Raw genomic sequence first — 21,809 nt, 5'->3', positions numbered from 1 at the left:
GAGGAACGTCATGCCCAACGAGATTGAGACAGACAGAAGGTTCGCAACCACTCTTGCGCGGGGCTTAAGCGTGCTGCGGGCGTTCAGGCCATCCGATGACGGCTTGGGCAATGCGGAAATCTCGGAGCGTACAGGCATACCGAAATCCACCGTTTCCCGCCTGACTTTCACCTTGCAGAAGCTCGGCTATCTCACCCATGCGCGGCGCCATGACCGATATCGCCCCGGCCCTGCGCTGTTGGCGCTTGGCAATATGGCCAGCGCATCGATCTCTTTTGTCGATCTTTCATCACCGCTGATGCAGCGGCTGGCGGATGAAACGGGAACTCTTGCCCTGTTGTTGGTCCGCGACGGGGGCAAGCTGCTGATCGTCAAGACATGGCGCCCTCGTGGGGTTGCCTCCCTCTGGCTGGAGGTCGGGCATCGTTTGCCGTTCAACGGCACCTCGTCCGGCCATGCGCTGCTCGCCTCAACCTCCGAAGAAGGGTTTGATGAGATTTTGACAGCGGCAGACGGTGATCGCAGGGTGACCCGGGATCGTGCGGAAGAGATTCGGCGCGTTGCGCACAATCAGCTAGTGACAACAGGCTTCGTCGTCACCGACCCTGGCGAGTATTTTGCAGCCAATATTCACGCGGTTGCCACCCCGTTCTACTCTCGCGACTTGAGCGAGCCTGTGATTTTCACCTGTGGCGCTTTGCCTGAGGTCCTCTCGGTGCCCCGCATGCGCACGGATGTCGGGCCGAAACTGCGCGAAACAGTCCAGGAACTTGAGCGGATGATGGGTCTCGGCGTGTCCCAAGCATATCGTGACCTGTAAGTTAGGAGAATACCGCATAGTAGAATTCACTATTGCATATTGAAATTTATAGTGTGATCCCTTATCAATCCAGTGAATCAACGAAAGGTGAAATGATGGCGTCGGTATCCTACGAAACTGTTGGCCGGGTGGCGGTGGTGACCGTCGACAATCCCCCGGTCAACGCGCTGTCCCGGGTCATCCGCAGCGGTCTGTCAGACGCTTTCGGCCGCTTTCAGACCGACGAGTCGGCCGATATTGCCGTCATCATTGGGGCTGGTCGGATGCTCATTGGCGGCGCTGACATTTCCGAATTCGGCAAGCCACCACAAAGCCCCAGCCTGCCCGACGTGATCCTCCAGATAGAACAATCTGCAAAACCTGTCGTCGCTGCCATTCACGGCATGGCATTGGGCGGCGGGCTTGAAGTTGCCCTTGGGGCGCATTACCGCATCGCGGCTCCCGGCACGCGGCTGGGTCTGCCCGAGGTCAAGCTGGGCATCATGCCCGGCGCGGGCGGGACACAGCGTATGCCGCGCCTCGTTGGTGCTGACACAGCGCTGAAAATGATCACCAGCGGCACCCCTGTGACCGAAGCTGAAGCACTCCAGTCCGGGTTGATCGATCAAATCTGCGAAGGCGTTGATATTCGCGAAGCCGCAATCGACTATGCGCAATCGCTGCTGTCCGACAATGCCCCGGCACGACCAATCAGCGGTTTGCCCCGCGCCACGGACAGTGAGGGCGTCATTCAGCAATGGCGCGCGAAGCTGCAGAAATCGTTGCGTGGCGAAGTGGCCCCGCTGGTTGCAGTCGATGCGGTGGAAGCATCGGTCCAGAAGTCCTTTGCCGAAGGGTTGAAGGAGGAACGCCGCTTGTTCCTGCATCTGATGGACACTCCCCAGCGCGCCGGGCTGATCCACGCTTTCTTCTCCGAACGCGCTGTGGCAAAACTGCCGGAGATTTCTGACATCGCGCCCCGCGACATAGCACGTGTCGGCGTCATCGGCGGCGGCACCATGGGGGCGGGCATCGCCACCTCGGCGGTGCTGAACGGCCTCGCGGTGACATTGGTGGAGCGTGATTCAGAGGCTACCGACAAAGCCCGCGCGACCATTGCAGGCAATCTCGACGCCGCCGTGAAGCGCGGCAAACTCAAAGCCGAACAGCGCGACGCAATCCTCACGGATGCTCTCAAGACTGTCACCGACTACGGTGCTTTATCGGGGGCCGATCTGATTATCGAAGCCGTTTTCGAAAGCATGGACGTGAAAAAGGAAGTCTTCGCCAAGCTGGACGAAATCCTGCCGCGCGGCGCGATCCTGGCGACAAATACCTCCTACCTCGACGTTAACGAAATCGCCACCACCACCGCGCGACCCGAGGACGTGATCGGGCTGCATTTCTTTTCGCCCGCGCAAGTCATGAAACTGCTTGAGGTGGTTGTTGCCGACAAGACCGCTCCGGATGTGGTGGCCACCGCCTTTGCCCTTGCAAAAACACTCGGCAAAACCGCTGTGCGCGCCGGTGTCTGCGACGGGTTTATCGGCAACCGCATCCTGTCGCATTACCGCACGGCGGCCGATCACATGGTGCTGGACGGCGCAAGCCCCTACCAGATCGACAAGGCACTGACGGATTTCGGCTTTGCAATGGGTCCTTATCAGGTCTCGGACCTTGCAGGGCTGGATATCGGATATGCCACCCGCCAGCGCAAGGCGGCAGACGCCCACCCGCGCGACCGTTACCCGACCTTCGCCGACGCGCTTTATCACAAGGGCTGGCTGGGCCAGAAAACCGGCCACGGTTACTACCTCTACGAGAAAGGCGACCGCAAAGGGCGGCCCGACCCCGAGGTGGAGCAAATCATCGCGCAGGCCCGCAAGGAGGCCGGCACCAGCCCCCGCACCTTCTCCGATGACGAGATTGTACGCCGTTACATGGCCGCGATGGTCAACGAAGGCGCGCGCGTCGTGGACGAGGGCATTGCGCAGCGCCCGCTGGATGTGGATGTCGTGTTTCTTTATGGCTACGGCTTTCCGCGCTGGCGCGGCGGGCCGATGAAATATGCCGATATGCGCGGGCTCGACAGCATTCTCGCCGATATCCGCACATTCGCCGAAACCGACGATCATTTCTGGTCACCCGCGCCGCTGCTGGAGAAACTGGTGGCCGAAGGCCGCAATTTCGACAGCCTGAATCAGCGCTGAAAGGAACCCATCATGTCCAAAGCCGTTATCGTTTCCATCGCGCGCACGCCCATTGGCAAAGCCGGGCGCGGCACCTTCAACATCACTCATGGTGCAACCATGGGCGGGCACGTTGCGGCAGAGGCCGTCAAACGCGCAGGCATTGACCCGGCGCTGATCGAGGACAGCGTGTGGGGCTGCGGCTATCCGGAATATGTCACCGGCGGCAACATCGCTCGACAGATCGTGATCCGCGCGGGTTTGCCCGTCAGCATTGCGGGCACTACCGTGAACCGCTTCTGCGCCAGCGGCCTGCAGGCCGTGGCGATGGGCGCGCATCTGATCAACAACGAAGGCGCCAAGGCTGTTCTGGTCGGGGGCGTTGAAAGCATTTCGATGGTGCAACCTCCGGTGCGCCATACGCGCGAGGCCTGGATCGAGGCGAACAAGCCCGAACTCTACATGACGATGATCGAGACCGCCGACAAAGTCGCCAGACGATACGGGATCAGCCGCGACGCACAGGACGCGCTTGGCCTGCAGAGCCAGCAGCGCACCGCTGCCGCACAAGAGGCTGGCCGCTTCGATCAGGAGATTGTCCCGATCACCGTCACGATGGCGCGGAAGGACAAGGAAACCGGCGAGGTTTCCGAGGTTGAGACAACCATCTCTCGCGATGAATGCAACCGGCCCACGACAACGCTGGAAGGGTTGCAGATGCTGGAGCCCGTGCGCGGGCTCGATCAGTTCATCACCGCAGGCAATGCATCGCAGCTCAGCGACGGTGCCGCAGCGCTGGTGATGATGGACGCCAAAGAGGCCGAGCGTCTTGGGCTGACCCCCCTCGGTGCGTTCCGCGGCTTTGCCGTTGCGGGCTGCGAGCCCGATGAAATGGGCATTGGTCCGGTCTTTGCGGTGCCGCGTCTGCTGAAACGTCAGGGCGTCACGGTGAACGATATCGACCTTTGGGAACTGAACGAAGCCTTTGCCAGCCAGGCGCTCTATTGCCGCGATACGCTCGGCATCGACAATGACATCTGCAACGTCAATGGCGGTTCGATCGCTGTCGGTCACCCCTTCGGCATGACCGGTGCGCGGATGACCGGGCATCTGATGACCGAGGGCCACCGTCGCGGCGCGAAGCTTGGCGTCGTGACGATGTGCATCGGCGGCGGCCAGGGTGCTGCCGGCCTGTTTGAAATCTATTGAAAGGGGCCACCCGATGGACCTGAATTACACCGATGAACAGAAGGCGTTCCGGGATGAGGTGCGCAGCTATCTGGCCGAAAAGCTCCCGGCCCGGCTCGTGGAAAAGGTCAGGCTGGGAAAAACGCTGACCAAGCAGGATCATGAGGAATGGCACGCGATCCTGAACGAAAGGGGCTGGCTTGCCGGAAACTGGCCCAAAACGTTTGGCGGCGCCGGCTGGGATGCGGTTCAGCGCCATATTTTCGAGGATGAAATGACCCGGGCGGCGGCGCCCCGCATCGTTCCCTTCGGTCTTGGGATGCTTGGCCCGGTGTTGCAGAAATTCGGCTCCAAGGCGCAGCAGGACCACTATCTGCCGCGGATCCTGAGCGGCGATGACTGGTGGTGCCAAGGCTATTCCGAACCCGGCGCGGGGTCGGACCTCGCCTCGGTCCGCACAACGGCGGAACGTGATGGCGATGACTATATCGTCAACGGGCAAAAGACATGGACGACCCTTGGCCAACACGCCAACATGATATTCTGCCTCGTGCGCACGTCGAAAGAAGGCAAACCGCAAGAGGGTATCTCTTTCCTGCTGATCGACATGAACAGCCCCGGCGTCAAGGTGCGCCCGATCGTCCTGATCGACGGTGAACCCGAGGTGAACGAGGTGTTCTTCGATGACGTCCGGGTTCCGGTCGAGAATCGTGTGGGCGAAGAAAACAAGGGCTGGACCTATGCGAAATACCTGCTGACCCATGAACGCACCAATATTGCGGGTGTGGGCTTTGCAAATGCCGGTCTGGAAAACCTCAAACGCATAGCCCGACTCGAACGTGCAAACGGACGTCCGTTGATTGAAAACCCGCATTTTGCGGCGCGGATCGCGCGGGTTGAAATCGACCTCATGGCCATGTCGACGACCAACTTGCGCGTCGTGTCCAAAGCTGCGGCGGGTCAGGCCCCCGGCGCCGAAAGCTCGATGCTGAAGATCAAGGGCACCGTCATCCGTCAGGAAATCAACGCGCTCACCCGGTCGGCCGTGGGACCTTACGCAATGCCCTTCGCCTCGGAGGCGCTGGAAGACGGCAGCAATCTTGGGCCCGTTGGCCCTGACTATGCCGAAACCGCCACCGCGCAGTACCTCAACAACCGGAAGCTGTCGATCTTCGGCGGATCGAATGAGATTCAGCGCGCGATCCTCAGCAAAGCCATTCTGGAACTGTAAGGACAGATCATGAATTTTGAACTGACAGAAGAACGCCAGATGCTGCAGGACGGCCTGCGCCGTTACCTGCGGGAAAGCTACACACCGACCCTGCGGGCAGAACTGGCGGAGAGTGACCACGGTTATGCACAGAATGTCTGGTCCGGTCTTGCAGAGATGGGCGTCATCGGTGCGCTGTTTGACGAAGAGATTGGTGGTTTTGCCGGGTCTGGGTTCGACATCGCCGTGGTGTTTGAAGAACTTGGCCGGGTCGGCGCTGTTGATCCGCTGATTGATACTGCCATTCTCGGTGGCGGTCTGATTGCCGCCTTGGGCAACGAGGCGCAGAAACAGATTATCGAAGCGGTGATCGACGGCTCGATCCAGCTTGCCTTTGCCCATGGCGAACCGTCCAGCCGTTATGACCTGTCGCGCATCGAAGCCACGGCCACCCGCCATGGCGACGAGTTTGTCCTGAACGGGCGCAAGGCCGTGGTGATCAATGCCCCCGCTGCCGATCATATCGTTGTCAGCGCCCGCACCTCGGGTGATGCGGCGGATCGGGACGGGATCAGCCTGTTTCTGGTTTCCGCGTCCAACCCTGGCATGACGCTGCGCAGCTACCCGCTTGTGTCCGGTTGTCAAGCCGCAGAACTTCTGCTGGAAGATGTCCGGCTGGGCAGTGACGCCCTGCTGGGCGGCGAAGGCGGTGCATTCGAGGCCATCACCCACACTCAGGCGCGCGCCACGTTGGCGATCTCGGCCGAAGCGCTTGGCCTGATGGAGAGCATCCGGGAACTGACCAACGACTATCTCAAGACCCGCAAGCAGTTCGGAAAACCGATCGGCAAGTTCCAGGCGCTGCAACACCGGATGGCCGATGTCCTGATCGAGATCGAACAGGCGCGCTCGGCCGTCATCAACCTGGCCGGGCATATCGATGCCCCTGCGGAAATCCGCGAAAAGCATGTAAGCGCAACCAAGAACCTGATCGGCAATGTCGCGAAACTCGTCACCGAAGAGAGCATTCAGATGCATGGCGGCATCGGAATGACGGACGAGTACGAGTTGGGGCATCTCGCCAAACGTCTGATCATGGTCGATCACCGGTTTGGCGACGCGATCTATCACCTTGAGCGCTTTATTGCCCTGGCCGTGGCTTGATCCATGGCGGCGGGCGATGTGATAGAAAACGAAACCGGCACGCAGCGGCTGATCGGTTATGTCCTTGACGTCGGACAGCCCGACAAGCGGGCACGTTGTGCGTTGTCGGTGACGGATCATCACCTCAATCGCCACAATGTTCTGCATGGCGGCATCGCCACGACAATGCTGGACAGCGCGATGGGTGCGACCGCCAGCCTGTCGGTTGACCCAAGCGGCCGCACACCATTCCTGACCGTCTCGCTCACCACCCAGTTCATCGCTGCAGCGACCGGGCAATCGGAGTTGATCGCAACCGGTCAAATCGTGGGCGGTGGCCGCGCGCTGATGTTTGTGGATGGAGAATTGCGGGACGGGTCGGATCGGCTGATCGCCACGGCAAAAGGCGTATTCAAGCGCGTACCCGCGGACAAACTGGACGCACCGAAAGGAGATGGCCGCTGATGCAACAGCTTGCCCATTGCGAAGATCACGGCGACCGTCTGATCGTCGTCAATTCGAACCCATCAAAGCGCAATGCGTTGTCGCCGGACCTCTATCGCGTATTGGTCGATTCACTGGACCTTGCGGCGAGAGAGCCCCGCATCACCTCGGTCATCCTGCGGGGCGAAGGTGGCTATTTCTGCGCCGGTGGCGACCTTGGCCTGCTGGCGACCCGCCGGGATTTGCCCCGCGATCAGCGTCTCGCCCGGATTGAAGAACTGCATGCCGTGATCCGCGCTGTGCTGAACTGCCCGAAACCGGTGATCGCCGCCGTCGAAGGGGGCGCGGCCGGTGCCGGGGTCTCGCTTGCCTTTGCCTGTGACATGATCGTGGCCGACCGGGATGCGACCTTCACCGTCGCTTATGTCAAGGCGGGACTTGTCCCCGACGGTGGCCTGACCAGCACCTTGGCCGCCCATTTACCGCGCGAGTTGGTGATGCGTATGGCCTTGCTGGGGGAGCCGGTGACGGCAGAACGCCTGTTCAGCCTTGGGGCCATCTCGCAGATCGAACCGGCGGGCAATGTGCTCCCGGCTGCACTTGCGCTTGCAGACAGGCTTGGCGCCGGGCCGTCCGGCGCCCAGGGCCGCATCAAGGCGCTGGTCAACAGCGCACATACGTCATACCGGTTGGACCAGATGAACGCAGAACGCGACGCGATGGCGGATGCCATTGCTGACGCAGAAGCCGCCGAAGGCATCGCCGCATTACTTGAAAAGCGCCGTCCGGACTTTACCAAAGCACGAGGCACCACATGACAGATCCGACCTTCAACACCGCCGTTACTCGCACATATGGATGCCGCCTGCCCATCGTCGCGGGTGGCCTGATGTGGCTGTCAAATGCGTCCTATGTCGCGGCCGGTGCCAATGCGGGCATCTTGTCCTTCATCACAGCAGCCAGCTTTCCCGAACCGGCCGCCCTGCGCGCCGAGATCGCGAAATGCCGGGACCTCTGCGGTGATCGCCCGTTTGGTGTCAACGTGTCCATGCTGCCCAAACTGGTCGAAGGCGAGAGGATCGCGGACACCTTCCGCCTGATCGCGGATGAGGGCGTGCGCTTTGTCGAAACCTCGGGGCGCAATCCCGAGGCCTTTCTGCCGATCCTCAAGGGCGCGGGCATCAAGGTTCTGCACAAGGTTCCCAGCGTGCGCTACGCCGTGAAGGCGCAGGAGGTCGGGGTCGACATGGTGTCGATCGTCGGTGCGGAATGCGGCGGTCATCCCGGGCTCGACCTGATCGGCAGCATGGTCAACCAGGCGCTTGCCGAACGTCGTCTCGACATCCCCTTCCTGATTGGCGGTGGCATCGGTGCCGGCAGCCAGATCGTCTCGGCCTTAGCCTCCGGCGCTTCGGGGGTCGTGATCGGAACACGTTTTCTGGTGGCCGAAGAAATCTCGGCCCATCCGCAGTACAAGCAGGCCCTGGTTTCAGCCAATGAACGTGACACGACATTGACCATGAGCAGCGTACGCAACACGGTTCGCACCCTCAGCAACGAAACCACCGAGATCGTGCGGCGGCTTGAAGCCGACAACCCGCAAATAGGCATTGCCGAACTGATGCCCCACGTATCCGGAGTGATAGGCCGCAAAGCCTATGAAACCGGCGACGTGTCGCGCGGGATGTTGTCCGCAGGACAGGCTCTGGGCCTGACCGACGGCATCGCGCCGCTGGCGGACATTGTCGCCCAACTGGAACAAGAGGCAGGTGTTGCCCTGGCGCGTCTGCGTCCTCAACCCCTTGCAACGCAACGCGCAGAGGCGCTGGTGTCATGATCGAAGACAGCTTCCGGGTTCATCATCTGGTCGAGGAAAGTGCGCGTGCCTATCCCGATGCGATTGCGCTGACAGATGGCAGCGGCCATCAGGTCACATATGCCGAATACAAGGCTGCGATCACAAAGGCCGCTGGCCTGTTACTTGATCGGGGCGTGCAGCCCGGCGACCGCGTGGCCATCGTGGCAGAAAACTGCATCACCACTGCCGTTTTCATCTTTGCAGCCAGCACCGTCGGGGCCTACGCTCTGCCAATCAATGCGCGGATGACCGCAAACGAAATTGCCCGCGTGATGACCCATGCAACGCCGCGCGTTACCGTTTTCACGACTGAAGCGTCCAAAGAAGCGGCGGCACATGCGGCGACCGCAAACGCGGACACGCAGGAAACGCCGTTCGGAAATCTCGCCATCGCCGTCACGGGCGCCAGCGCGCCGGAACCGGTGGAGGACGGCGCGAACGAAACCGCCGTCCTGCTTTATACGACCGGCACCACCGGCGACCCCAAGGGGGTGATGCTGACCCACGCCAACCTGCGCTATGCCGGCAGGACCTCGGCCGAGCTGCGCGGCATGAGACAGGACGACAGGATCTATGGCGTGCTGCCGCTGACCCATGTTTTCGGCCTTGCATCGATGCTGATGGCTGCCAGCGGCATCGGGGCGACCATTCAGCTTGAACCCCGCTTTCGCCCCGATGCGCTGTACGCCGCGCTGATGGACAAAGCCACCGTTTTGCCCGCGGTGCCGCAAATGCACGCGCTGCTGATGCAATACGCCAAGGATCAGGGGCTCACGCGCCTGGAAAGCAGCAAACTGCGCTATGTTTCCTCCGGGGCTGCCCCGCTAGACCCGGCATGGAAGCGCAAGGCCGAGGCCTTTTATGGCCTGCCCCTGCAAAACGGCTATGGGCTGACGGAAAGCACCGCCGGCGTCTGCAGCACCCGAAATCCCATCGGCTCACCCGATATCAGCGCGGGCTTTGCGCTGCCGGAGACCGAGATCCGGCTGGACACCTCGGTCGGCGCGGACGGCGATCCCGATGCCGGTGAAATCCTGACCCGCGGCCCGCAGGTCATGAAGGGATATTTCCGAAACCCGGAGGAAACCGCACGCGCCATCGACGCAGAGGGGTGGCTGCGCACCGGTGATCTTGGAAAAATCGACAAGGCAGGCAATCTGCACGTCGTTGGGCGGTGCAAGGAACTTATCATTCGCGGCGGTTTCAACGTCTACCCACCCGAGGTCGAAGCCGCGCTGAACGACCACCCTGACGTCATCCAGTCCGCGGTGATCGGCAATTCCGTTAACGGCGACGAGGAAATCCTCGCCTTTGTTCAATGCGCTGATCCGGCGACGCTGGACCGGGAGGCGCTTGTCGCCTTTGCCGCCGAGCGGCTCACCGGCTACAAGCGACCGTCCCGCATCATCCTGACAACCCAGCTTCCGGCCGCGCCGACAGGCAAGATTCTGAAACACAAGCTGCTTTCGGTTTTCGCCGAACAGCTGGCCCAACCCGCAGCAGAGGAATGACTCAGATGGCAAAAAACATGAATGGCTCCGGCCCCGGCCTCGGCCCTTTCGATTGGGCGGACGCGTTCCGCATCGAGGACCAGCTCGACCAGGATGAGCGCATGCTGCGCGATGCGGCCCACGGCTTTGCCCAGGACCGGCTTCAGCCCCGCGTGATGAAAGCCTATAGCGAGGAAAGCGCCGATCCCGGTGTGTTCCGCGAGATGGGCGAGGCCGGCCTGCTCGGCGTTACCATCCCCGAGGAATATGGCGGGTTGGGTGCCTCATACGTCACCTATGGCCTGATCGCACGCGAGATCGAGCGGGTGGACAGCGGCTATCGCTCGATGATGTCGGTGCAATCGTCGCTGGTGATGTATCCGATCTACGCCTACGGGTCGGAAGAACAGCGCAAGAAGTACTTGCCAAAGCTGGTATCGGGCGAATATATCGGCTGTTTCGGCCTGACCGAGCCTGACGCGGGTTCGGACCCGGCGGGGATGAAAACCACCGCCAGAAAGACGGCCGAAGGTTATGTCCTCAACGGCTCCAAAATGTGGATCTCGAACTCGCCCTTCGCGGATGTTTTTGTGGTCTGGGCCAAGTCCGAGGCGCATGGCGGCAAGATCCGCGGGTTCGTACTTGAAAAGGGGATGCCGGGGCTGTCCGCACCGAAAATCAGCGGCAAGCTGTCGCTGCGTGCGTCCACAACGGGCGAGATCGTGATGAAGGACGTGGCCGTCGGCGAAGATGCGCTGCTGCCCGGTGTCGAGGGTCTGAAAGGCCCGTTCGGGTGTCTGAATCGCGCGCGATACGGCATCGCCTGGGGCGTGTTGGGGGCGGCAGAGTTCTGTTTTCACGCCGCACGACAATACGGTCTCGACCGGAAACAGTTCAACAAACCGCTGGCCCAGACGCAGCTTTTCCAGAAGAAGCTCGCCGATATGCAGACGGATATTTCGATTGGATTGCAGGCCGCGTTGCGTGTCGGCCGGTTGTTGGATGAGAGCTGCGCCGCGCCCGAAACGATCTCGCTAATCAAGCGCAACAACTGCGGCAAGGCGCTCGAAATTGCGCGCCACGCCCGCGACATGCATGGCGGCAACGGCATATCCGAGGAATTTCATGTCATCCGGCACATGCTGAACCTTGAAACCGTGAACACCTATGAAGGCACCCACGATGTACACGCGCTGATCCTCGGGCGCGCCATCACCGGGCTTCAGGCGTTTTATTGAACTCAACCAAATACAAGGAGGTCCATGCATGAAGGTACTTGTGCCTGTCAAGCGCGTGATTGACTACAACGTGAAGCTTCGCGTGAAAGCGGACGGGAGCGGTGTCGATCTCGCCAATGTCAAAATGTCGATGAACCCGTTCGACGAGATTGCCGTGGAAGAGGCCATCCGCCTGAAAGAAGCAGGCAAGGCTGACGAAGTTGTTGCCGTTTCGATCGGTGTGAAGCAGGCGCAGGAATCCCTGCGGACTGCACTGGCCATGGGCGCCGACCGCGCCATTCTGGTGATCGCCGCCGACGACGTCCATCAGGACATCGAACCGCTGGCCGTTGCCAAGATCCTGGCCAAAGTGGTCGAGGAGGAGCAGCCCGGCATCGTTCTGGCCGGCAAACAGGCGATCGACAATGACATGAACGCCACCGGTCAGATGCTGTCGGCGCTGCTGGGCTGGTCCCAGGGCACCTTCGCGTCCGAGCTGGACATCGAAGGCGACGCTGCCAAGATCACCCGCGAGGTGGATGGCGGTCTGCAGACCATCTCCGTCAAGATGCCGACCATCGTCACCGTCGATCTGCGCCTGAACGAGCCGCGCTATGCGTCGCTGCCCAACATCATGAAGGCGAAGAAAAAGCCGCTGGATGAGAAGACCGCCGCCGATTACGGCGTCGACGTCACCCCGCGTCTGGAGGTCGTCAAGACAGAAGAGCCTCCGGCGCGTGCCGCCGGTATCATCGTAGGCTCGGTTGACGAGCTGGTCGAGAAACTCAAAGAAGCGGGGGCTGTGTAATGGCTGTACTTCTTCTTGCCGAAGTCAACAACGGCGAACTGAGCGTTGACGCCACCTCCAAGACCGTGGCTGCCGTCAAGTCGCTGGGCGACATCACCGTTCTGGCCGCAGGCGGTTCCGCCGTTGCCGCTGGTGAGGCCGCTGCCAGGATCGACGGCGTGTCCAAAGTGCTGGTGGCCGAAGACGCTTCGCTGGGTCACCGTCTGGCGGAATCGACCGCGGCGCTGATCGTGGGTCTGGCCGATGGCTATGAGCATATCGTGGCCCCCGCCACTACCGACGCCAAGAACGTGATGCCGCGCGTGGCAGCGCTGCTGGACGTGATGGTGATCTCGGATGCGTCGGGCGTTGTGGACGGTTCGACCTTCGAGCGCCCGATCTATGCGGGCAACGCGGTTCAGACCTTGAAATCGAGCGACGCCAAGAAAGTCGTCACCATCCGCACGTCGACCTTCGACGCCGCTGGTGAAGGCGGGTCTGCACCGGTCGAGGCCATCTCGGTCGGCGACAACCCGGGTCTTTCCGAATGGGTCGAGGACAAGGTTGCCGAAAGCGACCGTCCTGAGTTGACCTCGGCTGGCGTGGTCGTCTCGGGCGGCCGTGGCGTTGGCTCGGAAGAGGACTTCAAACTGATCGAGGGCCTGGCGGACAAGCTGGGCGCCGCCGTCGGTGCCTCGCGCGCCGCGGTGGATTCGGGCTATGCGCCGAACGACTGGCAGGTGGGACAGACCGGTAAGGTCGTTGCCCCGGACCTCTATGTCGCCATCGGCATCTCGGGCGCGATCCAGCACCTGGCGGGGATGAAGGACAGCAAGGTCATCGTCGCCATCAACAAGGACGAAGAGGCACCCATCTTCCAGGTCGCCGATTTCGGTCTGGTCGCAGACTTGTTCCAGGCGGTGCCGGAACTGACCAAGAAACTGTGACAATCGCGTGGCGGTGACGGAAATCCCCGTTCTCTCTGGTTGGGAACCCGGGAGTCTTTCAACTCCGGCCACGCGGTTAGGCATTGCTAATGGGAGAGACAGGCGGGCCAAGCGGCCCGCTGGCCCGATCCGGTGCATGTCGCTGCCGGCACGGGAGGCATCGCAGAACTGGAGACCACATGAACAGATCCTCCGCATTCGCATCGGTGCCGCTAATGACCGCGCAGCGGGTTAGCTTGATCGGCGGGTTGATGGTCGCGATAGGTCCGATTGCCATGGCGCTCTATACGCCGGCGATGCCCGGTGTAGTTGCAGCGTACGAGTCTACCAAGGGCGTCGTGAAACTGACCCTGACGCTCTATTTCGCAGGTTTCGCCATTTCCCAGTTGGTCGCAGGGCCGTTATCGGATGCGATCGGGCGCCGTCCGGTTACGGTGATCTTCGCGGCGATTTTCTGTGTTGCGTCTCTAGGTGCGCTGATGGCGCCGACAATCGAGATGCTGACCATTGCCCGCTTCGCTCAAGGGATTGGCGCGTCTGCCGGAGTGGCGATCTCGCGCGCTATCGTACGCGATTGTTTCCAGGGCGACGAGTCGTCCCGCATCATGAACATGATCGGAATCATTCTTGCGATCGGCCCGGCGGTTTCACCGACGATAGGCGGATTGCTTGTGCTGCATGTAGGGTGGAAATCGGTGTTCGCGGTGATGATCCTCTTCGGCCTTGCTGTTGCGCTGGTCGCGCTGGTCGCGATGCGCGAAACCCTGCCTGCACCACAACCGCTGCGGCTCGCGGCCCTGGGCGGGTCTTACCTTCGGTTGCTCGGCAACCGGCATTTCATGACGGCGAGCCTGACGGTTGCGGGCTCGGTCGGGGCAATCTATGCGCAGGCGACACTGCTGCCCTTCATCTTGATGGGGCAGATCGGCCTGAGCCCCAGCAGCTTCGGCCTGGCGATGCTGTTGCAATCAGGACTGTTCTTCTCAGGCGCACTGGTGGCACGATCTGTCATGAAACGAACCAGCGCATACCGGCTGGTCTGGCCCGGACTGGGTGCCATCGCCCTTGGGGCGTTGTTCATCTTCTTGCTTCTCTGGGCGGATGACCCGAAAACCTTCCGGGTGATGATCCCGGTGGGCATCTACGCCTTCGGTATCGCCTTCGTGATGCCTGCAATGTCCACCGCCGCACTGGCGCCCTTCCCCCGGATCGCCGGGGCGGCAGCAGCGCTGATGGGATTCCTGCAAATGGGTGCAGGGTTGTTGATTGGCACAATCGGCGCATTTTTTGTGGATACGCTGGTCGCGTTCGCGGTGCTGATCCCCTCCATGGCTGTGGTGGCCTGCGTAAGCTACGCGATCTACCGTCTGAACCCGCATCTGGCTGAACCGGAACCACGCGAAAACGTGATTGGCGCTGCTCCACCAGGGCGAACATTCCTGCGAGAGGAGTGAGGAAACAAGACACGGTACACCTTCCTACAGTCTCTTGGCCCCAAGACAAACTGGAGGCTTTAGGATTTTGTAGTATACTCGATCCAAAATTGACGCATGACGCTGCTCCTCCTTCAGTTAAGTGGTCCTCAGCTATGTTAAGGATAACAGAGGATAGACATGCCGGTTGCCTCGACAATTTCGTGATTGGGGCGCGGACAGCGATCAAGGGTGTCGCCGATCGCATAGAACTGATCGCCCGAGATGGTGCAGCCATTGGTAAGTTTGATCGTGTCCTTGTCCCGTAGTTTCAGCAGCCCGTGACCTACAGCGAGCAAGCTTGCGCGCGTTGCAGCCCTTGGCGCGAAACTGTCGTTGTTCACTCGCATTTGGTCCGACAAATTGATACGCGAGTTACGAAATAATAGGGACTAAGTTTCCGAATTTATTCGCGTTCGCCTTTGGTTTTTGGACCGGCTATCAAATGATGGAGGTCGCCATTTTCCCGCAACCCGGTTAATGCCTATCAATACTTCGCTACACTTGGCATGAATGGCTGCACTACACGATGCTCAGCGGCGTTGAGAACGAAGCGCTCGCGACGATATTTGTGCTGCGAGCGCGTTCAGCGAGAAAATCGAATTTACAGGATGGGCTCTTCGGTTGCATTAGCTGCGGGCGATACGAACGTCTGCAATGAAGGCAGGGTTCATTCAACCACACCAGCACAGCAAAAGGGGAACCGTGGTCCCACGGCTCCCCTTTCGGTTCAGTTCGTCTCCCCCTCGCGCGCCGATTAGGCGACCAAGGAGAGCCCGGCGCCCGCGTCCTGCGGCTGCTCACCGCTGTCGATGAACGGGATGATCGAGAAGGTCTGCCCGCCGCGCTGTTCTTCGTTCTGCACGGCGTTGACGCGCAGGTCGCCATCGGGCGTGTTGATCAGCAGCGACAGGTAGTCATTGCCCGTGCGGCTGCTTTTGGCCATCCAGGCCGAGCCAACGCGGATCGGCGTACCACGGGGCGAGCTGACCTCGATGCGATAATCGGGGTGGGTTTCCTCGGTCTTGTAGCTGTTCTCGATCAGCATGAACTCCAGATCGAACATCATGTTGGCGATGTAGCCGGTGAAGGCGTTGTCGGCGTCCATGGCGGTGAGCTCACCCGAGATCGAACCGGATTTCATCAGGCCGTTCGAGACCAGCGGGATGATCTCGAAGTCGCCGCTCTGGGCCGCGCGCGCCTCTTTCGTTTGCACCGCGTTGACCCGGAACGGGCCGAGGCCCACATCGATCTGCATCGAGATATACGGGTTGCCGCTGTTCGTGCCGGTCTCGTTCCAGGCCGTTCCGATGCGCACCTTGCGGCCTGATTTGTTGATCGCCGTCACGTCAAAATCCGGGCTGCGCGCGGACATCTTCAGGCGGGTTTCAAGCTGGATAGCGATGTCAAAGCGTGACGAGTGGATCATGCCGGTGTACTCGGCGGCTGCGGTCTCGACATTGCGGGTGAGGTTTCCTGCGAACATGGGATGGTTCCTTCTGATATGTCCGGTGCCTGACGTCCTTGCCAGCACAACCGGGATTGCTTTTTCGACCCCTCCTGGGATCACATACCAGAAAGCTCGCTTTCCTTTCTTCCCAACCTTCAGTTCAGCGCTGACGCCTGAAAGACTGTGCCACCTTCCCGCCGGGCACGACGCCCCTCCCCTGCCCGTCTGGCCTCGGATGGCTGTCCTGGGTATTCTCGTCGCCCCCCTCCGGTCCAGCGATAAAGAACTCTGCTTCCTCCCCGTTCAACCGCTGCCCGCTCCGGTCGGTCAGCCCGATGGTGCTGCCGTTCGGCTCAAACGTAATCAGGTATTGGCCGAGGCTGTCCTTGTGCACGCGGTAGCCGGTGTTGGCCCAATGCACGGTCCGACCGGCATCGATGGCGGCTTTGATCTCTTCGAGTGTCATGATCGTCCCCTCGCCTATTCTGCTGCCACTGAAGTTACGTCCCGCGTGGCGTCTGGTCCGGTTCCAACAATCCGGGAGAGGATGCCCAATGTGTCGATCCCATCCCCATGCGGCAGGAACACCCGCAACTGGAAGGCGATGATCTCCGTGAAACACCCCATGGCCTTGAGGCCGTCGATCATGCCCCGATCCGCACCGCCAAGCTCGAGGCGCATCTCGCCTGCAACCCGGCGACGGGTCAGGGTGAGACCCCGGCCCAGATCGACCGGCGCGGTGGTGCCGAGCGCAGCGGTCAGCATCTCCTGCGGTGTTTGCGGGTTGGACACGAGGAAGCGGGCGCGCAGCGCGGCCGCCCCTTCCTCGCTCAGCGTGCGCCCGATCATGGCGGTCGCCCCGTCCGGCGTGACCCGGTAGATGCGCTCATTGGTGGTCGGAATGTCCTTCCAAATGGGCAGCAGCAGCCCGGTCAGCAGGTAGAGCTTGGTCGTGGTGGTTTTTGGCAGGGACGCAGCCTCGGCATCCCAAAGCTTTGCAAACTCGGGCCTTTCGATGTCTTCCCAGGCCGAAGACGTGAACCGCGCCTCCTCCAGGTAGCTCGACCCGTTTGGCCGCACAACCTTGCGCATCAGCGTGACGATGTCTTCGTCATACATCTGCATCGGGCGTGCCGAGATGAGCGCCGCGCGACCGGAGGCGCGATTGACCATGGGCAGCTTGTCCGGATTGCGCGATATGGCCTCTTCGGCACCCAGGACATGGACCGGGTCGGTGACCTCCAGCCCGATGATCCGCGTCACGGCGCCGGATTTCGGGCAGGTCCAGAGGTCTTCGGTGGAAACCTGCTCGATTCTTTCGCCGCGCAGGGTTTCGACGCCGAGATCGAGCGTGCCCGCCGCACGCGCACGCTCAGACTGATCAGCGATCCGGCGCATGAACTCGGCAAAGAGCGCGTTTTGCATGTGGATGGGAAGGGCAAGCACCCGGTTGAGAAACCGCTGGATCGGCGGCAGCTCCTCAAGGAGCACCCCGTCCTTGTCGATCAGCCGCAGGGCCGTCCAGTCGGTGAAGCTCTCGTAGCTCATCGCATCGGCGCGCCCGGCGGCAAGATCGGCGAAATACCCACGCAGCGCCGCTCGCGCGATCGGGCTTTCGAGATTGTCCTCCTCCCGGAACATGCCCTGCGAGCCGGTCTCGCGCTGACCCTTGGTCAGGGCCCCCAGCTGATCGAGACGCTTGGCTATAGTCGAGGTGAAACGTTTTTCGCCATGCACATCGGAGGTGCACACCCGGAAGAAGGGCGCGCTGACCTGCGCCGAGCGATGCGTGCGGCCCAGCCCCTGGATGGCCGCATCGGCGCGCCAGCCGGGCTCCAGCAGGTAGTGCCGCCGCCGCTTCTGGTTCTTGGCCGTTTGTGCCGCATGATAGGACCGGCCCGTCCCGCCCGCATCGGAAAAGATCAGGACATCCTTCTCGCCGTCCATGAAGGCTTGGGTCTCCGACGAATTACTGCTTGCGCTGCGCTTCTCGATGAAGAGATGACCATCCTCGGCCTTGAGGGGCCGGATGGACCGCCCCGTGACTTCTGCCACGGCCTCATCGCCAAAAGCCCAGAGGATCTGATCGAGCGCCGAGGGGATCGGCGCCAGCGTCATCAACTCCATCATGGCCGCGTCACGTAAAGCGAGCGCTTCGCGCGAGACGACCAGCGCGCCGGCCTCATCCCTGAGCGGCTCGGCCACCATGTTGCCGTCGATCTCGACCAGCTTTCGCGCATGGATCGGGAAGGCCTGTTCGAGGTAGCCCAAGACGTAGTCGCGCGGCGTCAAGGCACCCTCGACGAGCTCGTCGTCGGAATCCATCGTTTCAAGCCGGCGTTTCAGCAGGCTCTCACCTGTCGAGACCACCTGGATGACGCAAGCGTGGCCCGCCGCGAGGTCATCCTCGATGGCGCGGATGATGGTCGGGGCTTTCATGCCCATCAGGAGATGGTTGAAGAAGCGCTGCTTGGTGCTTTCAAACCGGGACTTGGCCGAGGCGCGGGCGGCCGAGGCATTGGTCTCCCCCGAGGCGTCATTGACGCCAGTCGCAGTCAGTGCGGCTTCCAGATTGTGGTGGATCGTCCGAAACGCGCCCGCATAGGCGTCGTAGACCTCGATCTGGGAAGGAGTGAGCGCGTGTTCGAGCACGTCATACTCCACGCCGTCGAAGCTGAGGGCGCGGGCCGTGTAGAGCCCGAGCGTCTTGAGATCACGCGCGACCACTTCCATGGCCGCGACACCGCCTGCCTCCATGGCCGACACGAAACTCTCGCGGCTCGGGAAGGGGTATTCGGGGCCCTGCCCCCAGAGCCCCAGCCGCGCGGCATAGGCGAGGTTGTGCACGCTCGTGGCACCCGTGGCCGAGATGTAGAAGACGCGGGCGCGGGGTGCCGCGAGTTGCAGCCGCAGGCCAGCGAGGCCCTGCTGGGAGGGTTTGACCCCCCTGCCCTGCTCTGACCCGGCCGCATTCTGCATGGCATGGGCCTCATCAAAGGCCAGCACGCCTTCAAAGTCTTCGCCCATCCAGGCGAGGATCTGGCTCAGCCGCGTGGTGCCGCATTTGCCCGCCGAGCGCAGCGTGGCGTAGGTGACAAAGAGGATGCCGTCACCCATAGGGACGGGCTGGTCCGGTTTCCATTTGGAGAGCGGCTGAATATCCGCAGGCGAGCCGCCAAGATCGGTCCAGTCGCGGATCGCGTCCTCGATAAGCGTGGCGGATTTGGAGACCCAGATCGCCTTTCTGCGCCCGGCAAGCCAGTTGACAAGGATGAGCCCTGCACATTCCCGTCCTTTGCCGCAACCGGTGCCGTCGCCGAGGAAATAACCAAGGCGATAGGCACGTGCATCCGGGTCATCATTGGCGCGCGTCAGCTTGGTCTGGTCGTCATCGATGGTAAACCGACCGGGCAGATCACGCCCATGGGCATCATGCGCCATGATGATGGTCTCGAGCTGCGCCTCGGAGAGATGTCCCTCCTCGATCAGCCTGGCGGGCAGGCGCAGTTCCGCACCGGCCGTGCCTGAAGGCGCCGGCGGCGCGACGGAGGCCATGGCGATGCTTTCAACGAGCGGCGTGGGATGTTCCTGCGCGCCTGCGATCTCGATCCGCTGTGGGCGGTAGCGCGCATAGATGTCCGAGACGGGCGTGTTGTCGCGCGGGGTCTGAAGGCTTGTGAAGCTGAGCGGGCGGACGGCATTGGCCCGGGGTTTGGAGGCGGCGACAGGCGCAGCGGCGGTCTTGCGCGGAGCAGAGGATGGAACGGTCAGCCGCCCGTTAGGGATCGCCGCTGCCTGTTGTACGGGGCGCGTCTCGGTCCGGGTTGAGGCCACAGCATCGACATATGCCAAGGCTTCATCCAGATCCCGCACAGGGACGCGGATCATTTCGCCGTCCTCCTGCACCTTGTCGAAGACCATCAGCTGGGTTTCGACAGAGGTGCCGAGCTTGCGGTAGACCTGCCCCGGCATCGTCAACGCCAAGCGCGGCGTCAGGAGACCGCAGGCGCGTGACCAATGCGCGGCATCGCGTTCGGGCGTGAATCCCGGCGGCATGATCGCCACAAGCCGCCCGCCGGGTGCCAGACGCTTTGCAGCCGCGATGAGATGCTTGGCGGCGATGTGTTTGTCCCGGGAGCGGTCGACCGAGGAGGCGAAGGGCGGATTCATCACCACGACGTCGGGTAGAACCGGCGTTTGCAGCAGATCATCGATATGCTCGCCGTCATGGCCTGTGACCTCGCCGCCGAAAACCGCGCGCAGGAGGTGCTGGCGAAAGGGGTCGATTTCATTGAGAGAAAGCGTGGCACCGGCCCGGGCAGCAAAACCGGCCAAAGCACCGGTGCCAGCCGAGGGCTCCAGCACGGTCTCGCCCTTGCGAATGGCTGCCGCCCGCACGGCCAAGGCGGCAAATGGCAGTGGCGTGGAAAACTGCTGCAACCGGATCTGCTGCTCGGAGCGGCGGGTTTCCGTCAGCAGCCGTGAGGCAAGCAGTTTTGCGGCGAAGTAATCATCCTCACTGTTGTCGCCACGTAGCAGCGCCTGCACAGCCGCCGCCTGCATCAGGTCATAGGCCTTCCGCCAGTCCCAGGCGCCCCCGGCATCACTGCCAAGAAAGGTCTCTCGCATGATGCGTGCGAGCGCTGAGCTGCGCAGGGGTTGGTGGTCGATCTCCGTGCCGATCTGCTCGAGGGCAGAGACGAAGTTAGCGTTGGATTCAGTAGGATCGGGGAGCGTTGAGCAGGGCTTGGACATGGGGAATTCCTTTGGATCAGGGTCTGAGTTCCAAAGGAGAAAAAGCCCGCTCTACACTTTGAAGGCGTAGAGCAGGCAATTTCTTAGCGGGGGGCCTGCACCCCCATCATGGCCACTGCTGCGCAGCATGAAGAACGCGTAAAATGGTCACCATCTCAAGGCTTTCAGCATAAACCACGATGTAGTTCGGCCGAATAACCATCTCCCTAGTCCCGTCCACACGGCCCGCGCGGTACATCTGAGGGCGTTCTGTAAGGAGGGACGTCTTGTGTTCAATCTCGTCTTTGAGAACTTGGGCGGCATCCGGGTTGTCGTCAGAGATGTAGTCAATGATTGCCAGCAAGTCGGCGATGGCCGTCGCTTTCCATTCAAGATTTGGCAAGGCGCTTCCCGTCAATCAATGCCTGAGCGTCTTGCATCGCCTTGGCATGGGGCGTTGTGGGCCTTGGATCGTCTAGCGCTTCCTGTACCTTTGCCCGGAACCAGGCGTCATAGGCATCCGGATCAGCGGTCAATCCGGCAGGCAAGCCGCCTTCTGCGGCCACGCGGGTCAGAAGAATACGCACCGCGTCGGAGAGCGTCAGACCGACGCCCGCAAGTGCGTCCGAAGCCTGTGCTTTTAGCTGATCGTCAACACGGACATGAAGCATGGATGTTTGGGCAGGCATGGATGGTCCTCCAGTTGATGGGAGTGATGTATCTCATTTGAGATACGATCTCAAGTCGGCAGTATGTGCGCGCGTGGTCCCGTGGTGTTGTCTCAGCGGGAAACTCAGCCACCCTGCCCCGCGAGATACTCCGCCAGCACAGGACTGGCCGCGCCCTTCGCGGAGCTGAGCAGCTCCGAGCCCGCAAGCGAG

General features: G+C 61.8%; 19 protein-coding genes. 13 read left to right on the top strand and 6 right to left on the bottom strand.

All coding sequences use genetic code 11. The annotated features are described in order from the left end of the window. The first annotated feature begins 10 nt into the window (after positions 1 to 10). The 13 genes from GFB49_RS20035 (at position 11) to GFB49_RS19975 (ending at position 14,726) form a co-directional block, all read left to right on the top strand. Positions 11 to 820 (top strand): IclR family transcriptional regulator, encoded by an 810-nt coding sequence (locus GFB49_RS20035; protein WP_246149852.1) that lies wholly within the window; start codon positions 11 to 13, stop codon positions 818 to 820. A gap of 92 nt (positions 821 to 912) precedes the next feature. After that, entirely contained in the window at positions 913 to 3,009 is a 2,097-nt protein-coding gene (locus GFB49_RS20030) for a 3-hydroxyacyl-CoA dehydrogenase NAD-binding domain-containing protein (protein WP_153217969.1), read from the top strand. A 12-nt stretch (positions 3,010 to 3,021) separates the two neighbouring features. Beyond that, on the top strand, positions 3,022 to 4,197 hold the full coding sequence (locus tag GFB49_RS20025) for an acetyl-CoA C-acyltransferase (protein ID WP_153217967.1): 1,176 nt from the start codon (positions 3,022 to 3,024) through the stop codon (positions 4,195 to 4,197). A 13-nt stretch (positions 4,198 to 4,210) separates the two neighbouring features. Then, the gene (locus tag GFB49_RS20020; RefSeq protein WP_153217965.1) at positions 4,211 to 5,407 is read left to right on the top strand and encodes an acyl-CoA dehydrogenase family protein; all 1,197 of its coding nucleotides are present in this window, start codon (positions 4,211 to 4,213) and stop codon (positions 5,405 to 5,407) included. A 9-nt stretch (positions 5,408 to 5,416) separates the two neighbouring features. Further along, entirely contained in the window at positions 5,417 to 6,550 is a 1,134-nt protein-coding gene (locus GFB49_RS20015) for an acyl-CoA dehydrogenase family protein (protein ID WP_153217963.1), read from the top strand. Positions 6,551 to 6,553: 3 nt separating this feature from the next. Continuing rightward, the gene (locus GFB49_RS20010) at positions 6,554 to 6,994 is read left to right on the top strand and encodes a PaaI family thioesterase (protein ID WP_153217961.1); all 441 of its coding nucleotides are present in this window, start codon (positions 6,554 to 6,556) and stop codon (positions 6,992 to 6,994) included. Further along, positions 6,994 to 7,791 (top strand): oxepin-CoA hydrolase, alternative type, encoded by a 798-nt coding sequence (locus GFB49_RS20005; protein ID WP_153217959.1) that lies wholly within the window; start codon positions 6,994 to 6,996, stop codon positions 7,789 to 7,791. The genes GFB49_RS20010 and GFB49_RS20005 overlap by 1 nt, the downstream gene beginning before the upstream one ends. Continuing rightward, positions 7,788 to 8,810, top strand: coding sequence for an NAD(P)H-dependent flavin oxidoreductase (locus GFB49_RS20000; protein ID WP_153217957.1), 1,023 nt, complete (start codon positions 7,788 to 7,790; stop codon positions 8,808 to 8,810). The genes GFB49_RS20005 and GFB49_RS20000 overlap by 4 nt, the downstream gene beginning before the upstream one ends. After that, entirely contained in the window at positions 8,807 to 10,342 is a 1,536-nt protein-coding gene (locus GFB49_RS19995) for a class I adenylate-forming enzyme family protein (protein ID WP_153217955.1), read from the top strand. The genes GFB49_RS20000 and GFB49_RS19995 overlap by 4 nt, the downstream gene beginning before the upstream one ends. Positions 10,343 to 10,347: 5 nt before the next feature. After that, positions 10,348 to 11,559, top strand: coding sequence for an acyl-CoA dehydrogenase (locus GFB49_RS19990; protein ID WP_095589422.1), 1,212 nt, complete (start codon positions 10,348 to 10,350; stop codon positions 11,557 to 11,559). 28 nt (positions 11,560 to 11,587) lie between these two features. Beyond that, positions 11,588 to 12,346 carry an electron transfer flavoprotein subunit beta/FixA family protein gene (locus GFB49_RS19985; RefSeq protein WP_153217953.1) on the top strand — a complete coding sequence of 253 codons (759 nt, stop codon included), beginning with the start codon at positions 11,588 to 11,590 and terminating at the stop codon, positions 12,344 to 12,346. Then, positions 12,346 to 13,272, top strand: coding sequence for an electron transfer flavoprotein subunit alpha/FixB family protein (locus GFB49_RS19980; protein ID WP_153217951.1), 927 nt, complete (start codon positions 12,346 to 12,348; stop codon positions 13,270 to 13,272). The genes GFB49_RS19985 and GFB49_RS19980 overlap by 1 nt, the downstream gene beginning before the upstream one ends. Positions 13,273 to 13,451: 179 nt before the next feature. Then, on the top strand, positions 13,452 to 14,726 hold the full coding sequence (locus GFB49_RS19975) for a multidrug effflux MFS transporter (protein ID WP_214644993.1): 1,275 nt from the start codon (positions 13,452 to 13,454) through the stop codon (positions 14,724 to 14,726). A gap of 137 nt (positions 14,727 to 14,863) precedes the next feature. Here GFB49_RS19975 and GFB49_RS19970 read toward each other — a convergent pair whose 3' ends face one another. The 6 genes from GFB49_RS19970 to GFB49_RS19945 all read right to left on the bottom strand — a co-directional run bounded on the left by GFB49_RS19970 (position 14,864) and on the right by GFB49_RS19945 (position 21,617). Further along, on the bottom strand, positions 14,864 to 15,088 hold the full coding sequence (locus tag GFB49_RS19970) for a P-loop NTPase family protein (RefSeq protein WP_141246505.1): 225 nt from the start codon (positions 15,086 to 15,088) through the stop codon (positions 14,864 to 14,866). A 413-nt stretch (positions 15,089 to 15,501) separates the two neighbouring features. Next, positions 15,502 to 16,230 (bottom strand): DUF736 family protein, encoded by a 729-nt coding sequence (locus tag GFB49_RS19965; RefSeq protein ID WP_153217946.1) that lies wholly within the window; start codon positions 16,228 to 16,230, stop codon positions 15,502 to 15,504. Positions 16,231 to 16,354: 124 nt separating this feature from the next. Further along, a complete protein-coding gene (locus GFB49_RS19960) occupies positions 16,355 to 16,660 on the bottom strand; it encodes a hypothetical protein (RefSeq protein WP_095589417.1) in 306 nt (101 codons plus the stop codon). Between the two features lie 14 nt (positions 16,661 to 16,674). Further along, positions 16,675 to 20,949, bottom strand: a complete 4,275-nt coding sequence (locus GFB49_RS19955; protein WP_153217944.1) for a bifunctional class I SAM-dependent methyltransferase/DEAD/DEAH box helicase — start codon at positions 20,947 to 20,949, stop codon at positions 16,675 to 16,677. A gap of 106 nt (positions 20,950 to 21,055) precedes the next feature. Continuing rightward, entirely contained in the window at positions 21,056 to 21,331 is a 276-nt protein-coding gene (locus GFB49_RS19950) for a type II toxin-antitoxin system RelE/ParE family toxin (RefSeq protein WP_153217943.1), read from the bottom strand. After that, positions 21,318 to 21,617: a type II toxin-antitoxin system RelB/DinJ family antitoxin gene (locus tag GFB49_RS19945; protein WP_044353023.1), complete on the bottom strand. Its 300-nt coding sequence runs from the start codon at positions 21,615 to 21,617 to the stop codon at positions 21,318 to 21,320. Before GFB49_RS19945 ends, GFB49_RS19950 begins: the two co-directional genes overlap by 14 nt. Positions 21,618 to 21,809 lie beyond the last annotated feature (192 nt).

Origin of the sequence: Tritonibacter litoralis (genome assembly GCF_009496005.1) — a bacterium.
Taxonomy (GTDB): Bacteria; Pseudomonadota; Alphaproteobacteria; order Rhodobacterales; family Rhodobacteraceae; genus Epibacterium; species Epibacterium litoralis.
The sequence above is the reverse complement of the archived record's forward strand: the minus strand, read 5'-3'. Positions and strand labels throughout refer to the sequence as shown.